The following is a 14708-nucleotide window of genomic DNA, read 5'->3' on the forward strand; positions in this document are numbered from 1 at the left end:
GGGCTTGGTCGGGCTCGAGTTTGTCGATAAACTCGCTTTCCAGCAGCCCTCTCGGGTCGCTTGACTACGGCAGCGGCATGCTCCTGACCAAGGCCGTGGTGCCGGCATCGACAAAGCGCGGCCCAGCGCTTGTCGGCGGCAAGCGGGGGACAAAAAACCAAATGGAGTCCCATCATGACCGTTAGCCTCTACCGCCTGGCAACAGCATTCATCCTGCTCTTCGTCTTGCATTCGAGCGCCATCGAAGCGCGCGATCTGCGCCTGGCGACGACCACCAGCACCGACAATTCGGGTCTCCTGCGCGCCATCCTGCCGCAGTTCGAAAGGCAACGGGGGATCAAGGTGCATGTCATCTCGGTAGGTACCGGCAAAGCCCTCAAGCTGGCGGAAAACGGCGATGTCGACGTCGTTCTGGTCCATGACCGCGAGGCCGAAGAGGCCTTCGTCGCCGCCGGCCACGGCAGCGAACGGCGTGACGTGATGTACAACGACTTTGTCCTCGTCGGCCCGAACAGCGATCCGGCCGGGGTGCGCGGTGGCGACGACGTACTGGCGGCGCTGCGGCAAATCGCCGCCACGCAGGCGCGCTTCGTCTCGCGCGGCGACGATTCCGGAACCGAGCGCATGGAGCACAGCTACTGGCGAGCACTCGACATCACCGCCCGGGGAAGGCCATGGCACCTATCGGCGGGTCTCGGCATGGGCGAGGTGCTGACCATGGCTGGCGAAATGCAGGCTTACACCCTTTCCGATCGCGCCACCTTTGCCAGCTATCAGGCAAAGACCGGACTGGAGATCCTGGTGCAAGGTGATCCGCGCATGTTCAATCCCTACGGAATCATGGCCGTCAGCCGCAGCAAGTACCCGGACATCAACTTCAGCGACGCGCTGGCGCTGATCGACTGGTTGACCAGCGCCGCCGGGCGGGCGGCAATCGGCGCCTTCAAGCCAAAAGGAGAACAGTTGTTCTTCGTGGCGCCGGCCAGCAAGCAGTAGCGGCCCACTCTTTGGGCCTCCTCGACGCCACTCGCGCGGCACTGCGGCTACTGCTCTCCGGAGATGCTGGGCTGTGGACCATCGTCGGCGTCTCGCTATCGGTGACCCTGCGCGCCATGCTGATCGCCATGCCGGTCGGGGTTGGTTGCGGCTATCTCCTGGCCACCCTGCGCTTCCCGGGGCGGCGTGCGCTGATCGTGGTCATCCAGGGACTACTGGCCTCACCGACGGTGGTCGTCGGTCTGCTGCTCTACCTGCTGCTTTCACGCCAGGGCGTCTTCGGGCAACTGAATTTGTTGTTTACGCAGACGGCAATGGTCATCGGCCAGGTGCTCATCGCCCTGCCCGTACTCATCGCCTTCTCACTGGCGGCGATCCAGGGCGCTGACCCGCGCGCACGCGAAACTGCCGTGGCGCTCGGGGCGTCGGCGACACGCGTTGGCTGGACGATGCTCGTCGAGGTACGTTTCGCGCTGCTGGCAGCGGTGTGCAATGCCTTCGGTCGCATCGTCTCGGAAATCGGCTGCTCCTTGATGGTCGGCGGCAACATCGCGGGGGTGACCCGCAACATTCCGACGGCGATTGCCCTGGAAACCAGCAAGGGAGATTTTGCGCAGGGAATTGCCCTCGGCATTGTGCTGCTGGTGGTCGCCCTCGGCGTCAATTCGGCTTTCGCCTTCTTTCAAGGGGAATCGCGCCGATGAACCTGCTGGCAGTGACTGCGCTGAGCAAATCCTTCCGCGAACGACGCTTGCTGGCGATCGACGCACTGAGCCTGAGCGCCGGCGAGCGTTACGTTCTGACCGGCGAAAACGGCAGCGGCAAGTCGACCTTGCTGCGCATTCTGGCCGGCATCGATGCACCGGACAGCGGTGTCGGCCACTTCGGCAAACGCCATTTCGACTGGTCGCCCTATCCGAACTGGCTGCGCCAGGAAGTGATCTACGTCCATCAGCAGCCGTATCTTTTCCATACCAGCGTGGTCGAGAATATCGCCTACGGTCTTCGCGCCAGGGGTGTCGAAGCGGGCGAGCGCGAACGCCGGGTTGCCGCGGCAATTGCCTGGGCGCGCCTCGGCCACCTCCTGCGGACACCGCCGCAGAAGCTGTCGGGCGGCGAAAGGCAGCGCGTGGCGCTGGCACGGGCCTGGGTGTTGGCACCGAAAGTGCTATTGCTCGACGAACCCACCGCCAACCTCGACGCCGAATCACGCCAGCAGACGATCGATCTGGTGCAGGCCTTCTGCGGGCCAGAGACCACGGCGGTCATTGCCTGCCATGATCGCGACATGATTGCCCTGGCCGACCGGCGTCGGCTGCACCTGGTCGACGGGCTAATTCAACAGAACAGCACGCCTGCGCTGTGAGCGGCCCGCGTGCACGGCGGACCGGCGGCGCCGAATCCTGCCCCGCGGACCCGCGCTACGCCGAACCAATCACCCGGCGCGGCTGCACATTGCCCTGGCCATCGACTTCGCCGAGACCGAGGAGCCGACCCTGCCCATAGACGCGGCACTTTCCGGGCGCCGCAGCGCTGCCCACCGGATTGCCGTGCGTGAAACGCAGCGCGGCCTCGTCGTCGAGACTGACCGCTGGCAGACTCTGCAGTAAAGCGTCGGGAGGCAACAGCCAGCGTTCACGCCCCTCTTCAGTGAGTGCCGCCAACTCATCAAGGGTCACGGCGTCGGCAACGGCGAGTGCGCCGACGGCGACGCGACGCAGAGCGGTGAGATGCGCGCCGCAGTCGAGCACCCGACCGAGATCCTCGGCCAGGCTGCGGATATAGGTGCCTTTGCTGCAGGCGACAAACAACCGGCAACGCTCGCCACTGTAATCCAGCAAGCGTAGCTCGTGAATCGTCACCGCGCGTGCCTCGCGTTCGACTTCAATGCCCTGGCGCGCCAGCTCGTAAAGCGGTTTTCCGTCGCGCTTCAAGGCCGAGTACATCGGTGGGATCTGGCGAATCGGCCCGCGCAAGCCGGCCAGAGCAGGCTCGAGTTCGTTGCGCTGAAAAGCGACCGGGCGACGCTCGACGACACTGCCATCGGCGTCACCGGTATCAGTCGTGACGCCGAACAGGAGATCCGCCTGGTAGGTCTTGTCGGCGGCGAGCAGATCGACCGCGAACTTGGTAGCGTCGCCGAAACAAAGCGGCAGCAGGCCGCTGGCCATTGGGTCGAGAGTGCCAGTGTGACCACCCTTGGCCGCTGAGAACAGGCGCCGGGCAGCTTGCAGCGCCGTGTTGGAAGTCATCCCCGTCGGCTTGTCGAGGAGCAAAACGCCGTCAACGCGTCGCCAGCTCTTGCGGATACTCAAACCTGTTCTGGAGGATCGGTTTGATCCGAGATCGCCGCTGCCTCGCTGATCAGCTTGGACATTTTCTCGCCACGCTCCAGGGACTCGTCGAAAATGAAGTGCAGCTGCGGAGTGCTGTGAATGCTGATCCGTTTGCCGAGTTCGCTACGCAGAAAACCCGATGCCTTCTGCAGACCGAGCATCACCGAATCGAGATGTTCGCTACCGGCCAGGCTGCTGAAGTAGACCTTGGCATGCGCGTAATCGGCGCTGATATGCACCTCGGTCAAACTGATCATGCCCACGCGCGGGTCCCGCAGCTCGGTTCGGATGACTTCGGCGAGCTCGCGGCGGATCTGCTCGCAGATCCGGTCCCGGCGCAAAAAACCTTTGTTGGCAGGCATTTAATTGGCCAGTCGCGCAAGCGACTCACGAAACTCCCTTCTCCCCTTGCGGGAGAAGGGCCAGGAGAAGAGGGCGGCGGTCATGGCTAGAGTGTCCGTGCAACTTCGGTAACGTCGTAGGCTTCGAGCTGGTCGCCCTCTTCATAGGCATTGTAGTTCTTCAGCGACAGACCGCATTCGAAACCGCCACGCACTTCTTTGGCGTCATCCTTGAAGCGCTTCAGGCCATCCAGTTCGCCGTCCCAAACGACAATATGGTTGCGCAACAGGCGGACGCGCGAGTTGCGTTTGACGACCCCCTCGAGGACGTAGCAGCCGGCAATGGTGCCAATTCGGGTGGCATGGAAAACCTGTCTGATCTCGACCAGGCCGGTGATGTGTTCGCGCTTCTCGGGCGCCAGCATGCCGGAAAGCGCGTTCTTCACCTCGTCTACCGCATCGTAGATGATGTTGTAGTAGCGAATATCGACACCCGAATGCTCGGCTCCCTTGCGCGCACCGGCGTCGGCACGAGTATTGAAACCAATAATCACCGCATTCGATGCTTGCGCCAGATGGACATCGGACTCGCTGATGGCACCGACAGCTGCGTGGATGACGTTGACCTTGACTTCCGCGGTCGACAACTTTTGCAGCGACTGCACCAGCGCTTCCTGAGATCCCTGCACGTCGGCCTTGATGATCAACGGCAACACCTTGGCTTCGGCGGTGGTCATCGTATCGAGGATACTCTCGAGGTTGGCCGCCTGCTTGGTCGCCAATTTGACGTCGCGGTACTTGCCCTGACGGAAGAGCGCGATTTCGCGCACCTTGCGTTCGTCGGCCAGCACCACGGCCTCTTGCCCGGCCGTCGGGACATCGGAGAGACCCAGGATTTCGACCGGGATCGACGGTCCGGCCTCCTTGATCACCTTGCCGTTTTCGTCAAGCATGGCGCGCACCCGACCGAAGACCTGGCCGGCCAGCACGACGTCGCCCTGACGCAGCGTTCCGGACAAGACCAGCATCGTTGCCACCGGTCCGCGACCCTTGTCGATCCGCGCTTCGATGATCAAACCTTTGGCCGGCGAATCCTTCGGCGCCATGAGTTCGAGCATGTCGGCCTGCAGCAGGACGTTTTCGAGCAGCTCGTCGATACCCTGCCCGGTCTTCGCCGAAACCGGGATAAACGGCACGTCGCCGCCATACTCTTCGGGTACGACCTGTTCGGCAACCAGTTCCTGCTTCACGCGTTCAGGTTCTGCGCCGGGCTTGTCGATCTTGTTCACGGCGACCACCAGCGGTACGCCGGCGGCCTTGGCATGGTGAATCGCCTCGCGCGTCTGCGGCATGACGCCATCGTCAGCAGCAACGACCAGGATAACCAGGTCGGTGGCCTTGGCGCCGCGGGCACGCATCGCCGTAAACGCTTCGTGACCCGGCGTATCGAGAAAAGTCACCATCCCGCGCGCTGTTTCAACGTGATAGGCACCAATGTGCTGGGTGATGCCACCCGCTTCACCGCTGGCAACACGAGTACGGCGAATGTAGTCGAGTAGCGAAGTCTTGCCGTGGTCGACGTGGCCCATGACGGTCACCACCGGCGCACGCGGTTCGAGCGGTGCATCCTTGTGGTCGACGCCTTCGTCATCAAGGAGGAAGGCATCCGGATCGTCGAGCTTGGCGGCAAACGCCTTGTGGCCCATTTCCTCGACGATGATCATCGCCGTTTCCTGATCGAGCACCTGATTGATGGTCACCATCGAGCCCATCTTCATCAGCGCCTTGATCACCTCGGTGGCCTTGACGGCCATTTTGTGGGCAAGGTCGGCCACCGAGATGGTCTCCGGGACAGAAACGTCGTGCATCACCGGCTCGAGGGGTGCCTGGAAGGAATGTTCTTCATCGGCAGTGCTACCGCGACCGCCGCGCTTGCCATGCTTGTTGTCCCGCCAGCCGGCAGCACCGGTTGCGCCGCGCGTGCGCAGCCCCGCCCGCTTGTTGGCACCTTCGTTCTTCCACTGCCCCTTCTTGTCGGGAGCGGCCTTCTTCTCCGGTATTTTCTTGTCGGTGCTGGCAGGCTTGCCAACCGGCTTGTGCAAGGTCTTGTCTTCCGCCGGCCGTTCGCTGGCGGTTTGTGCGGCGACCTGCTTGGCAACCCCGGCGGCCTTGGCCGCGACGGCCTTGGCTTCGGCATCCTGCTTGGCCCGCGCCAGGTCGACAACGCGTTGCTGCTTGTTCTTGAACTCGGCTTCCTGCAGCGCACGCAACTCGGCGTTACGCCGCTCTTCCTCGGCGCGCAGTTTCTGCTGCTCCTCGCCGATGATCGATGCCCGCGTCACCACTTTTCTGCCGCCGGCTTCGACCTTGGCTTTCTTGGCAGGTGGCTTGGCATTTTCCGCGACCACTGGCTCGGCCTTCGCTTCGAGCGCCGCTTCGACCACCGCTTCGGGCTTCGCTTCGACCGCCGCATCGACCACTGCTTCGGCCTTCACTTCAAGCGCCGCTTCGACCGGCGTCTCGATGAGCAGTTCGGCGGGCACTTCGCGCACTGGCTCGGCCGTTTCCTCGACAGCCGGCTCGGCGACCAGCTCGACAGCGGCAACAAGCTCCGGCGTGGCGTTGTCCGCGACCACCGGCTCAAACACCGACGCCAGGACTGCCTCGGCCATTTCCTCACCCGCGCCAGCAGCTACGGCAGCCACTGGCGGCGGCACTGCGGCAGCGGCTCCTCGCGCCTCGGTCGGCTCGCGCTTGACGAGCACGCGCTTCTTGCGCACTTCGACCTGGACCGTGTGCGATTTTCCGTGCGAATCCTGCGAGCGGATCTCGCTGGTTTCTCTGCGCGTCAAGGTAATCTTGGTCTTGGCCTCACCACCATGCGACCGCCGCAGGTACTCCAGAAGCCTGGACTTGTCCTGCTCCGAAAGCAGATCATCCGCCTCGCTCTTGGTAACGCCGGCGCGATTCAGCTGCTCGAGCAGGGCACCCGCCTGCATCTTCAGTTGGGTAGCAAATTGGGCAACACTCGTTTGCGCCATATGAATTCCTTTTTCCCGCTTACTCGAACCAGTGCGCACGCGCCGTGGTGATCAGTTGTTTAGCCCGCTGGGTATCCATGCCGGTCAATTCGGTCAGTTCATCGACCGCCAGATCGGCGAGATCGTCGCGCGTCTTGATACCGCTTCCCGCCAGCTTTCCGGCCAGGGACTTGTCCATCCCTTCAAGGCTCAGCATATCCTCGGCGACATCCTCGATCTTCTCTTCGGTAGCAATCGCTTCGGTAAGTAGAACATTTCGCGCACGCTCGCGCAGCTCCTGAACCGTCGCCTCGTCGAAGGACTCGATTTCCAGCATTTCGTGGACCGGCACATAGGCAACTTCCTCGAGCGTCGAGAATCCTTCCTCGATCAGGATATTGGCCACTTCCTCGTCGACATCGAGCTTTTCCATGAACAAGACGCGAATCGCTGCGGCCTCGGCCTCGACCATCGTTTGCGCCTCGTCTTCGGTCATCAGATTGATCGTCCAGCCGGTCATTTCCGAAGCGAGACGAACGTTCTGGCCGCCACGACCAATGGCAATCGCCAGGTTCTGCTCGTCGACCACCACGTCCATGCAATGCTTTTCCTCATCGACGACGATCGAACTGACTTCCGCCGGCGCCAGCGCACCGACGACAAACTGTGCCGGATCTGGCGACCAAAGGACAATATCGACGCGCTCGCCGGCCAGTTCATTGGTCACCGCGGTGACCCGCATGCCACGCATACCGACGCAGGTGCCGATTGGATCGATACGCTGATCATTGGATTTCACCGCGATCTTGGCGCGCATGCCGGGGTCACGGGCAGCCGCCTTGATCTCCAGCAAGCCGTCATCGACTTCGGGAACTTCCAGCGCGAACAGCTTGATGATGAACTCCGGCGCCGTTCGCGAGAGAATCAACTGCGGCCCGCGGGCAGCACGATCAATACGCAGCAGATAGGCCTTGACGCGATCGCCGACACGCAGGTTCTCGCGTGGAATCATCTGGTCACGCGGCAGCAAGGCTTCGATCTTGCCGGTTTCGATGATCGCGTTGCCACGCTCCATGCGCTTGATGGCACCGATCACCAGATGTTCCTTGCGCGCCAGGAAATCATTGAGAATCTGTTCGCGCTCGGCGTCGCGGATCTTCTGCAGGATCACCTGCTTGGCAGCTTGCGCGCCGATACGACCGAAATCGATCGGCTCCAGCGCCTCTTCCAGGAAGTCACCGACCTCGACCTCGGGATCCTGCACCTGCGCTTCGGACAAGGGGAGCTGTTCCTCCTCGTCAAGAAAGTCAGGATCGGCAACGACCTCCCAGCGGCGGAAGGTCTCGAAATCGCCGGTTTCGCGGTCGACCACCACGCGAACATTCGCGTCGTCGTGGATGCGCTTCTTGGTAGCCGACGCCAGCGCCATTTCCAGCGCGCCGAAGACGATGTCTCTGGTGACGTTCTTTTCACGTGCCAGGACATCTACCAGCAGCAAGATTTCGCGGCTCATTTGCTCATTACCTCCTAAACCAGCCTATCAGTCGATTTTGCCAAGTCGAAGTTGGGCACCAAACGCGCCTTGTCAACATTGACCAGGTCGAACAGCACCTCGCCCGAATCGATCTGCAAGCGCACCTTGCCTTCGTGCACACCCTGCAGGACACCTTTGAAGTTGCGTTGGCCGTTCGCCGGCAAGCGCAGCTTGAGAGTGATCTCGGACCCCGCGAAACGCTCGAAATCAGCCTCTTTCTTCAACGGCCTGTCGATCCCCGGCGAGGAGACCTCGAGACAATCGTAATCAAAGTTCTCGACCATCAATACCCGCGACAACTGATTGCTGACCAGCGCACAGTCTTCGACATCGACGCCGCGCGGCTTGTCCGGCTTGTCGATGAAGACGCGCAGCACGCGGCCACGCGGACTGCGCTCGACATCGACCAACTCGTAGCCGAGGCCGGACACCGTTTTTTCAAGAACTTCGTGCACATCCATGGCTGCAAATAAAAAATGGGCGAAACGCCCATCCCCGAAAAGTTGTGCCCACAAGGGGCGACCGGAAAACCGCTGGATTATAGCGAAAATAGTCGCCGACGTAAATCGGCCTGCGCGCTGACAGAGCTCTCGCGCTGCGCGCTCATCGCTCGCGGCTGCGCCGCGGGGGGCGATCGCCTTCCGGGTTCTCCATGTCGAATCCCGCCAGCAAGCGCTTCACCTCGTCTTCGGCAAGCTCCAGGACCTGCCCGCGCTTCAAGTTCGGCGGCAGCGCAACAGGACCGTAGCGAACGCGCATCAGGCGACTGACGAAGGCGCCGACGGCTTCGAACATGCGCCGCACCTCACGGTTGCGGCCTTCGAAGAGCGAGACGCGATACCAGCGGTTGGCGCCTTCGCCGCCGGCCTCCTGAAAACTGGCAAACTGTGCCGGCCCGTCGTCGAGTTCGACACCCTCGAGCAAACGCTGGCGTGACTCGTCGGTGATTTCGCCGAGAATGCGCACCGCGTACTCGCGCACCAACTGATAGCGCGGATGCATCAGGCGGTTGGCGAGTTCTCCCGAGGTGGTCAGCAACAGCAGACCACTGGTGTTGAAGTCCAGCCGGCCAACCGCCACCCAGCGTCCGGCCGAGAGGCGTGGCATCGAGGTGAACACCGTCGGGCGATGATTGGGATCGTTGCGCGAAACGATTTCGCCTTCGGGCTTGTGATAGAGGATCACCCGCGGCAGACGATTGGAAAAGCGCAGACTTACGAGTCTGCCGTTGACCTTGACCCGGTCGCCGGGGCTGACCGTCTGCCCGACGTGCGCTGGCTGGCCATTGACGTTGACCCGCCCGGCGACGATCAGCTCTTCCATCTCCCGCCGCGAACCGATGCCGCTTTGCGCCAACGCCTTGTGCAGGCGCTCAGGCTTGCTGGGAACGTCCTGGTGCCGGCCACGTTTTGACGGATCAACGGTCGGGCTCGGCGCAGCCCGGCGACGAGCGCCCTCCTCCGTGGCCGCAGGCTCGGGGGAAGGAGCATCGATCGGACGTCGCCGGGGGGCGCCGGCTGCCGCCGGGCGCGGGGAACGAGAAGGGGCGGCAGGCAATCTGCGCTTGCTATTGGCCATCAGCGAGGTCCAGGGTTGAATTGATTTGTTGCAGAGGCGGCAACTCGGCCAGACTGCGCAAGCCGAGGTCGTCGAGAAATTTACGGGTCGTCGCCAGTAATCCTGGCCGCCCCGGGGTGTCGCGATGACCGACGACGTCGACCCAGCCACGCTCCTCGAGCAGCCGGATGACCTGCGTGGCGACGGTGACACCGCGGATATCCTCGATGTCGCCGCGCGTCACCGGCTGACGATAGGCAATGATGGCCAGCGTTTCGAGGACTGCACGCGAGTAACGCGGTGGCTTTTCCGGGTTCAGCCGCTCGAGATAGGGCATGAACTCGGCGCGCGTACGAAAGCGCCAGCCACTTGCCACCTGCAGCAACTCCAGGGGGCGCATGCTCCATTCCTGGCGCAACTCGTCGAGCAAGGCGCGCAGAAGGTCGGCGCCAATCCGCTCGTCGAATACCTTGCCTAGTTCAAAAATCGACAAGGGCGTACGGGTGCTCAAAAGCACCGCCTCGAGCACCCGCTTGAGATCGGCGTGAGTGCCCGGCAGCGCTTCAGCGCGCAGCGGCTTATCGAGATTCGTGGCGCTCATCGCTCAACCTCAGGTAAATCGGCGCGAAGGCTTCGACCTGCGTCATTTCGAGCAGGTGCTCGCGCGCCAGTTCGAGCAGCGCCAGAAAGTGCACCACCAGCACCGGGGCCCCCTGTTGCGGGTCGAAGAGATCAACGAACTCGACGAAGCCGCCGGCATCGCGCAGATGACGCAGGATCATCGTCATGTGCTCGCGCACCGACAATTCCTCGCGCTGCACCCGGTGATGCGAGTGCAGCCTGGCCTGGCGGAGAATGCCCCGCCAGGCATTCTGCAAATCCAGCACGCTGACCTCGGGCAGGCGCCGCAACAAGGTCTTCTCGACCCACACCTCGACCCACTCGAAATCGCGCTCGGCCTGTGGCAGTTCATTGAGCCCATGCCCTGCCAATTTCATCTGCTCGTACTCAATCAGGCGGCGCACCAGTTCTGCGCGCGGATCGTCGGCCTCATCATCGGCATCGATCTTTGGGCGTGGCAACAACATGCGCGATTTGATCTCGATCAGCATGGCCGCCATCACCAGATAATCGGCAGCCAGTTCGAGATTGTGCGTGCGCATCGCTTCGACGTAGAGCAGATACTGTGCAGTCAGCGGCGCCATCGGAATGTCGAGGACATTCACGTTGGCCTTGCGAATCAGGTACAGCAGCAGGTCGAGCGGCCCCTCGAAGGCGTCGAGCATCACCGCCATGGCATCTGGCGGGATATACAGGTCGAGCGGCAACTGCGTCAGCGGCTGGCCGTAGATGCGGGCCAGCGGACTCACCACTTCAGGAGGCGGCGGCTGTTCTGCTGCGCCCATGGTCGCGCTATCGCTCATTTCCGTGCGCCTCGAAACCGTGCTCAGCTGTAGTTCAAGCCCATCGCGTCGCGCACGTCGCGCATCGTCTCGCGAGCGAGCTGGCGCGCCTTGTGGTTACCTTCGGCGATGATCTCCTGCACCAGGCGCGGGTCGTCCAGGTACGGTTGCGCGCGCTCGCGCATCGGTGCCTGCTCGGCGAGAATGCCATCGATCACCGGCTGCTTGCAGTCCAGACAGCCAATACCGGCGCTGCGACAACCCTGCTGCACCCAGGCCTGGCAGGCCTCGTCCGAATACACCTGATGCAATTGCCAGACCGGACACTTGTCCGGATCACCCGGGTCGTCGCGACGCACGCGCGCCGGGTCGGTCGGCATGCGCCGGACCTTGTGTGTCACCGACGCCGCATCCTCGCGCAGAGTGATCGTGTTGCCATAAGATTTCGACATTTTCTGGCCGTCGAGGCCGGGCATCCGTGACGCGGCGGTAAGCAACGCGCCGGGCTCGACGAGAATCATTTTGCCGGTGCCTTCGAGATAGCCACAGAGCCGCTCACGGTCGGCGTGCTCGAGGCCGGGAACTTCGTCGAGCAGCGCGTGAGCACGCTCGATGGCCGTCTTGTCACCGTTCTGCTGAAAATAGGTGCGTAGCTGCGTATAGGAGCGGGCGCGCTTCGACCCCAGCTTCTTGACCGCCTCCCTGGCCTTGTCCTCGAAGCCCGCTTCGCGTCCGTAGAGGTGATTGAAGCGCCGCGCCACCTCCCGCGAGAACTCGATGTGCGGCACCTGATCCTCGCCCACCGGCACCTTGTCGGCACGATAGATCAGGATGTCCGCCGACTGCAGCAGCGGATAGCCGAGAAAACCGTAGGTCGACAGGTCCTTGCTCTCCAGCTTTTCCTGCTGGTCCTTGTAGGTCGGCACCCGTTCCAGCCAGCCGAGCGGCGTCATCATCGACAGCAAGAGATGCAATTCGGCGTGTTCGGGAACCTGCGACTGGATGAACAGCGTCGCTCGTTGCGGATCGACACCGGCCGCCAGCCAGTCGATGACCATGTCCCAGGACGCGGCGACGATGCCTTGTGGATCGTCGTACTGGGTGGTCAGCGCGTGCCAGTCGGCGACGAAGAACAGGCAGGGATGCTGGTGCTGCAGCGCGACCCAGTTCTTGAGCACGCCGTGGTAGTGGCCAAGATGCAGGCTGCCGGTCGGGCGCATACCGGAGAGGACTCGTTCTGCGTACATGTTCGCTCTCTGGACGTTCAGCCGGAAAATTGAAAAACGAAGTAAATCATGCCCATCACCGCACTCATCACCGGCATCAGGAGCTTGCTCAGGATGCCGGTAAACAACAATAGCAGCAGGATCGGAAAGCCGAAGGGCTCGAGCTTCGCGAAGCGCCAGGCGGCTTTTGGCGGCAGCAGACTGACCGCGATACGGCCACCGTCGAGCGGTGGCAATGGAAAGAGGTTGAGCACCATCAAGGCCAGATTGACCAGGATGCCGATTTCGGCCATTCGCGCCATCGCTACGCTGAAGAAATGGATCGGCAGCGTCACGGTCAGCTTCATCAGCATCGCCCAGAACAATAGCATAGCCAGATTGGCGGCCGGCCCGGCGGCGGCGACCCACAGCATGTCCTGCTTGGGGTGGCGCAAGCGGCCGAAATTAACCGGCACCGGCTTGGCCCAGCCAAACAGGATGCCGCCCGCGCCCGAAGACCACGACAGCGCCAAAATGATGATTGGCACCAGGATCGTTCCGACGGGGTCGATGTGCTTCAGCGGATTGGCGGTGATGCGGCCCTCTTGCCAGGCCGTCGGATCGCCGAAGTAGCGCGCCGCGTAGCCGTGCGCCGCCTCGTGCAGGGTGATCGCCAGGATCACCGGCAAGGCGGCGATGGCGACAGTCTGGATGATTTCTTGCATGTAGTCGCCTTCCTCAATCGAGGCCGAGAGGCGCCAAGGGCCCCAGTCCGGCGCGGACCAGCGTCGGCAGCGCAGCGGTCAGATCGACAACGGTCGTCGGCTCGATGCCGCAATTGCCGCTGTCAAGGATGAATTCGAGCTGGCTTTCGAGCCGTTCCTGGATTTCCCAGCCTTCGGTCAGCGGTCCCTCGTCGCCGGCAATAATCAGCGTCGAAGTCAGCAGCGGCTCGCCAAGCGCTTCAAGCAATGCCAGGGTGACGGCATGCGCCGGCACGCGCAGGCCGATGGTCTTCCGTTTCGGGTGCAGGACACGCCGTGGCAACTCGCGCGTTCCTTCGAGAATGAAGGTGTAGCTGCCCGGCGTCGTCGCCTTGAGCAAGCGATAGGTGGCATTGTCGACGCGTGCGAACTGACCAATCTGCGACAGGTCGCGGCACATCAGCGTCAGCAGATGGCGCTCATCGACACCACGGATACTGCGAATTCGCTCGACCGCCGCCTTGTCGCCGAGTTGGCAACCGAGGGCGTAGCTGGAGTCGGTCGGCAAGGCGATGACGCCGCCCTGGCGAACGATCTCCGCCGCCCGCTTCAGGTGTCGCTGTTGCGGGTTATCGGGATGTATCGAAACGTACTGCGCCATCGCTCTCTCCCCGGCTCAGAACGCTTTCCAGATGGGTTTCAACCCATCCGGCAAGGCGGCCAGTTGCCCCAGATCAAAATAGCTCTCGCCCGGCCCATGGAAATCGGAGCCCCGCGAGGCCAGAAAGCCATACTCCCTGGCGTAACGCCCGAAAGTATCGACGTGCTCCTGGGTGTGGCTGCCGGATACCACCTCGATCGCCTCGCCGCCAAGATCCTTGTATTCGGCCAGAAAGCGACGCATTTCGGCGCGCGTAAGCTTGTAGCGCCCGGGATGCGCCACCGCCACCAGCCCCCCGGCGGCATGGACCCAGGCCAGAGAATCGGCGAGAGTCGCCCAGCGGTGATCGACATAACCCGGTCGACCGGGAACCAGGTAGGACTCGAAGACGCTGCGCAGATCCTTGGCCACTCCGGTCTCGACCAGGAAGCGGCCGAAATGCGCACGACTGATCAGGCTGGGATTGGCCGCGTAGCGCATCGCACCGTCGAAAGCGCCCGCAATGCCGACTTTCTCGAGTTCGGACGACATCTGCTGTGCGCGATCCACGCGCCCTGCGCGAATACTTTCCAGACCGGCGTTGAGCGCCTGATGGCTACTATCGAAGGCGTAGCCAAGAATATGAATCTGCAGCGCCTGCCACTCGATCGAAATCTCGACGCCGTTAACGAAACCCATTCCCGCCGCTGCTGCTGCCGACCGCGCCGCCAGCAAACCGTCGAGCGAATCATGGTCGCTCAGCGCCAGCAGGTCGACGCCGTTGGCGGCCGCCCGCGCGGCGACATCAGCTGGCGCCAGAAGGCCGTCGGAGCAAGTGGAATGGCAATGAAGATCGCAGTTGAACACGGCAGAAGATAGGCCCAGGCAGCGCAAAATCGTAAACCACGCATGATAGCACAGCCGCCGGATGGCTCCCCGCGCCGGGCTCGCCTTGTCCATCCAGGAATACTC

General features: G+C 62.8%; 15 protein-coding genes. 3 read left to right on the top strand and 12 right to left on the bottom strand.

The annotated features are described in order from the left end of the window. Positions 1 to 174 precede the first annotated feature (174 nt). Genes QZ648_RS19470 through QZ648_RS19480 form a run of 3 tightly spaced genes read left to right on the top strand, consistent with a single transcriptional unit; the run spans position 175 to position 2362 of the window. Complete coding sequence (locus QZ648_RS19470) at positions 175 to 996, top strand: substrate-binding domain-containing protein (protein WP_291998031.1); 822 nt, start codon at positions 175 to 177, stop codon at positions 994 to 996. A gap of 11 nt (positions 997 to 1007) precedes the next feature. After that, positions 1008 to 1700: an ABC transporter permease gene (locus QZ648_RS19475; RefSeq protein WP_291998032.1), complete on the top strand. Its 693-nt coding sequence runs from the start codon at positions 1008 to 1010 to the stop codon at positions 1698 to 1700. After that, positions 1697 to 2362, top strand: coding sequence for an ATP-binding cassette domain-containing protein (locus QZ648_RS19480; RefSeq protein WP_169067339.1), 666 nt, complete (start codon positions 1697 to 1699; stop codon positions 2360 to 2362). Before QZ648_RS19475 ends, QZ648_RS19480 begins: the two co-directional genes overlap by 4 nt. 55 nt (positions 2363 to 2417) lie before the next feature. Here the strand turns inward: QZ648_RS19480 and truB are convergent, their stop codons facing one another. From truB to QZ648_RS19540, 12 genes are all read right to left on the bottom strand, one after another. Then, positions 2418 to 3311, bottom strand: coding sequence for a tRNA pseudouridine(55) synthase TruB (gene truB / locus QZ648_RS19485; RefSeq protein WP_169067340.1), 894 nt, complete (start codon positions 3309 to 3311; stop codon positions 2418 to 2420). Then, positions 3308 to 3694: a 30S ribosome-binding factor RbfA gene (gene rbfA / locus QZ648_RS19490; protein WP_169067341.1), complete on the bottom strand. Its 387-nt coding sequence runs from the start codon at positions 3692 to 3694 to the stop codon at positions 3308 to 3310. Before rbfA ends, truB begins: the two co-directional genes overlap by 4 nt. Positions 3695 to 3780: 86 nt before the next feature. Continuing rightward, positions 3781 to 6714, bottom strand: coding sequence for a translation initiation factor IF-2 (infB, locus tag QZ648_RS19495; protein WP_291998033.1), 2934 nt, complete (start codon positions 6712 to 6714; stop codon positions 3781 to 3783). 19 nt (positions 6715 to 6733) lie between these two features. Further along, a complete protein-coding gene (gene nusA / locus QZ648_RS19500) occupies positions 6734 to 8206 on the bottom strand; it encodes a transcription termination factor NusA (protein ID WP_169067343.1) in 1473 nt (490 codons plus the stop codon). A 14-nt stretch (positions 8207 to 8220) separates the two neighbouring features. Beyond that, entirely contained in the window at positions 8221 to 8688 is a 468-nt protein-coding gene (rimP, locus tag QZ648_RS19505) for a ribosome maturation factor RimP (protein WP_169067344.1), read from the bottom strand. 142 nt (positions 8689 to 8830) lie between these two features. Continuing rightward, a complete protein-coding gene (locus QZ648_RS19510) occupies positions 8831 to 9550 on the bottom strand; it encodes a ribosomal large subunit pseudouridine synthase B (RefSeq protein WP_336511700.1) in 720 nt (239 codons plus the stop codon). A 244-nt stretch (positions 9551 to 9794) separates the two neighbouring features. Beyond that, the gene (gene scpB / locus QZ648_RS19515) at positions 9795 to 10385 is read right to left on the bottom strand and encodes an SMC-Scp complex subunit ScpB (RefSeq protein WP_169067346.1); all 591 of its coding nucleotides are present in this window, start codon (positions 10383 to 10385) and stop codon (positions 9795 to 9797) included. Then, positions 10363 to 11190, bottom strand: a complete 828-nt coding sequence (locus QZ648_RS19520) for a ScpA family protein (protein ID WP_248595466.1) — start codon at positions 11188 to 11190, stop codon at positions 10363 to 10365. The genes scpB and QZ648_RS19520 overlap by 23 nt, the downstream gene beginning before the upstream one ends. Before the next feature lie 41 nt (positions 11191 to 11231). Beyond that, on the bottom strand, positions 11232 to 12434 hold the full coding sequence (locus QZ648_RS19525; protein WP_291998034.1) for a tryptophan--tRNA ligase: 1203 nt from the start codon (positions 12432 to 12434) through the stop codon (positions 11232 to 11234). A gap of 17 nt (positions 12435 to 12451) precedes the next feature. After that, positions 12452 to 13117: a site-2 protease family protein gene (locus QZ648_RS19530; RefSeq protein ID WP_291998035.1), complete on the bottom strand. Its 666-nt coding sequence runs from the start codon at positions 13115 to 13117 to the stop codon at positions 12452 to 12454. A gap of 13 nt (positions 13118 to 13130) precedes the next feature. After that, positions 13131 to 13757, bottom strand: a complete 627-nt coding sequence (locus QZ648_RS19535; protein ID WP_169067350.1) for an L-threonylcarbamoyladenylate synthase — start codon at positions 13755 to 13757, stop codon at positions 13131 to 13133. 15 nt (positions 13758 to 13772) lie between these two features. Beyond that, positions 13773 to 14696 (bottom strand): 3',5'-nucleoside bisphosphate phosphatase, encoded by a 924-nt coding sequence (locus QZ648_RS19540; protein WP_291998036.1) that lies wholly within the window; start codon positions 14694 to 14696, stop codon positions 13773 to 13775. Between the last annotated feature and the right edge of the window lie 12 nt (positions 14697 to 14708).

Origin of the sequence: Candidatus Accumulibacter sp. ACC012, assembly GCF_907163155.1 — a bacterium.
Lineage (GTDB): Bacteria > Pseudomonadota > Gammaproteobacteria > Burkholderiales > Rhodocyclaceae > Accumulibacter > Accumulibacter delftensis.

Bases quoted from the DNA above. Each gene is read 5' to 3' on its own strand.
- QZ648_RS19470 (WP_291998031.1), top strand. From the start codon at position 175: ATGACCGTTAGCCTCTACCGCCTGGCAACAGCATTCATCCTGCTCTTC.
- QZ648_RS19480 (WP_169067339.1), top strand. From the start codon at position 1,697: ATGAACCTGCTGGCAGTGACTGCGCTGAGCAAATCCTTCCGCGAACGA.
- rbfA (WP_169067341.1), bottom strand. From the start codon at position 3,694: ATGCCTGCCAACAAAGGTTTTTTGCGCCGGGACCGGATCTGCGAGCAG.
- infB (WP_291998033.1), bottom strand. From the start codon at position 6,714: ATGGCGCAAACGAGTGTTGCCCAATTTGCTACCCAACTGAAGATGCAG.
- nusA (WP_169067343.1), bottom strand. From the start codon at position 8,206: ATGAGCCGCGAAATCTTGCTGCTGGTAGATGTCCTGGCACGTGAAAAG.
- rimP (WP_169067344.1), bottom strand. From the start codon at position 8,688: ATGGATGTGCACGAAGTTCTTGAAAAAACGGTGTCCGGCCTCGGCTAC.
- QZ648_RS19510 (WP_336511700.1), bottom strand. From the start codon at position 9,550: ATGGAAGAGCTGATCGTCGCCGGGCGGGTCAACGTCAATGGCCAGCCA.
- scpB (WP_169067346.1), bottom strand. From the start codon at position 10,385: ATGAGCGCCACGAATCTCGATAAGCCGCTGCGCGCTGAAGCGCTGCCG.
- QZ648_RS19520 (WP_248595466.1), bottom strand. From the start codon at position 11,190: ATGGGCGCAGCAGAACAGCCGCCGCCTCCTGAAGTGGTGAGTCCGCTG.
- QZ648_RS19525 (WP_291998034.1), bottom strand. From the start codon at position 12,434: ATGTACGCAGAACGAGTCCTCTCCGGTATGCGCCCGACCGGCAGCCTG.
- QZ648_RS19530 (WP_291998035.1), bottom strand. From the start codon at position 13,117: ATGCAAGAAATCATCCAGACTGTCGCCATCGCCGCCTTGCCGGTGATC.
- QZ648_RS19535 (WP_169067350.1), bottom strand. From the start codon at position 13,757: ATGGCGCAGTACGTTTCGATACATCCCGATAACCCGCAACAGCGACAC.
- QZ648_RS19540 (WP_291998036.1), bottom strand. From the start codon at position 14,696: ATGGACAAGGCGAGCCCGGCGCGGGGAGCCATCCGGCGGCTGTGCTAT.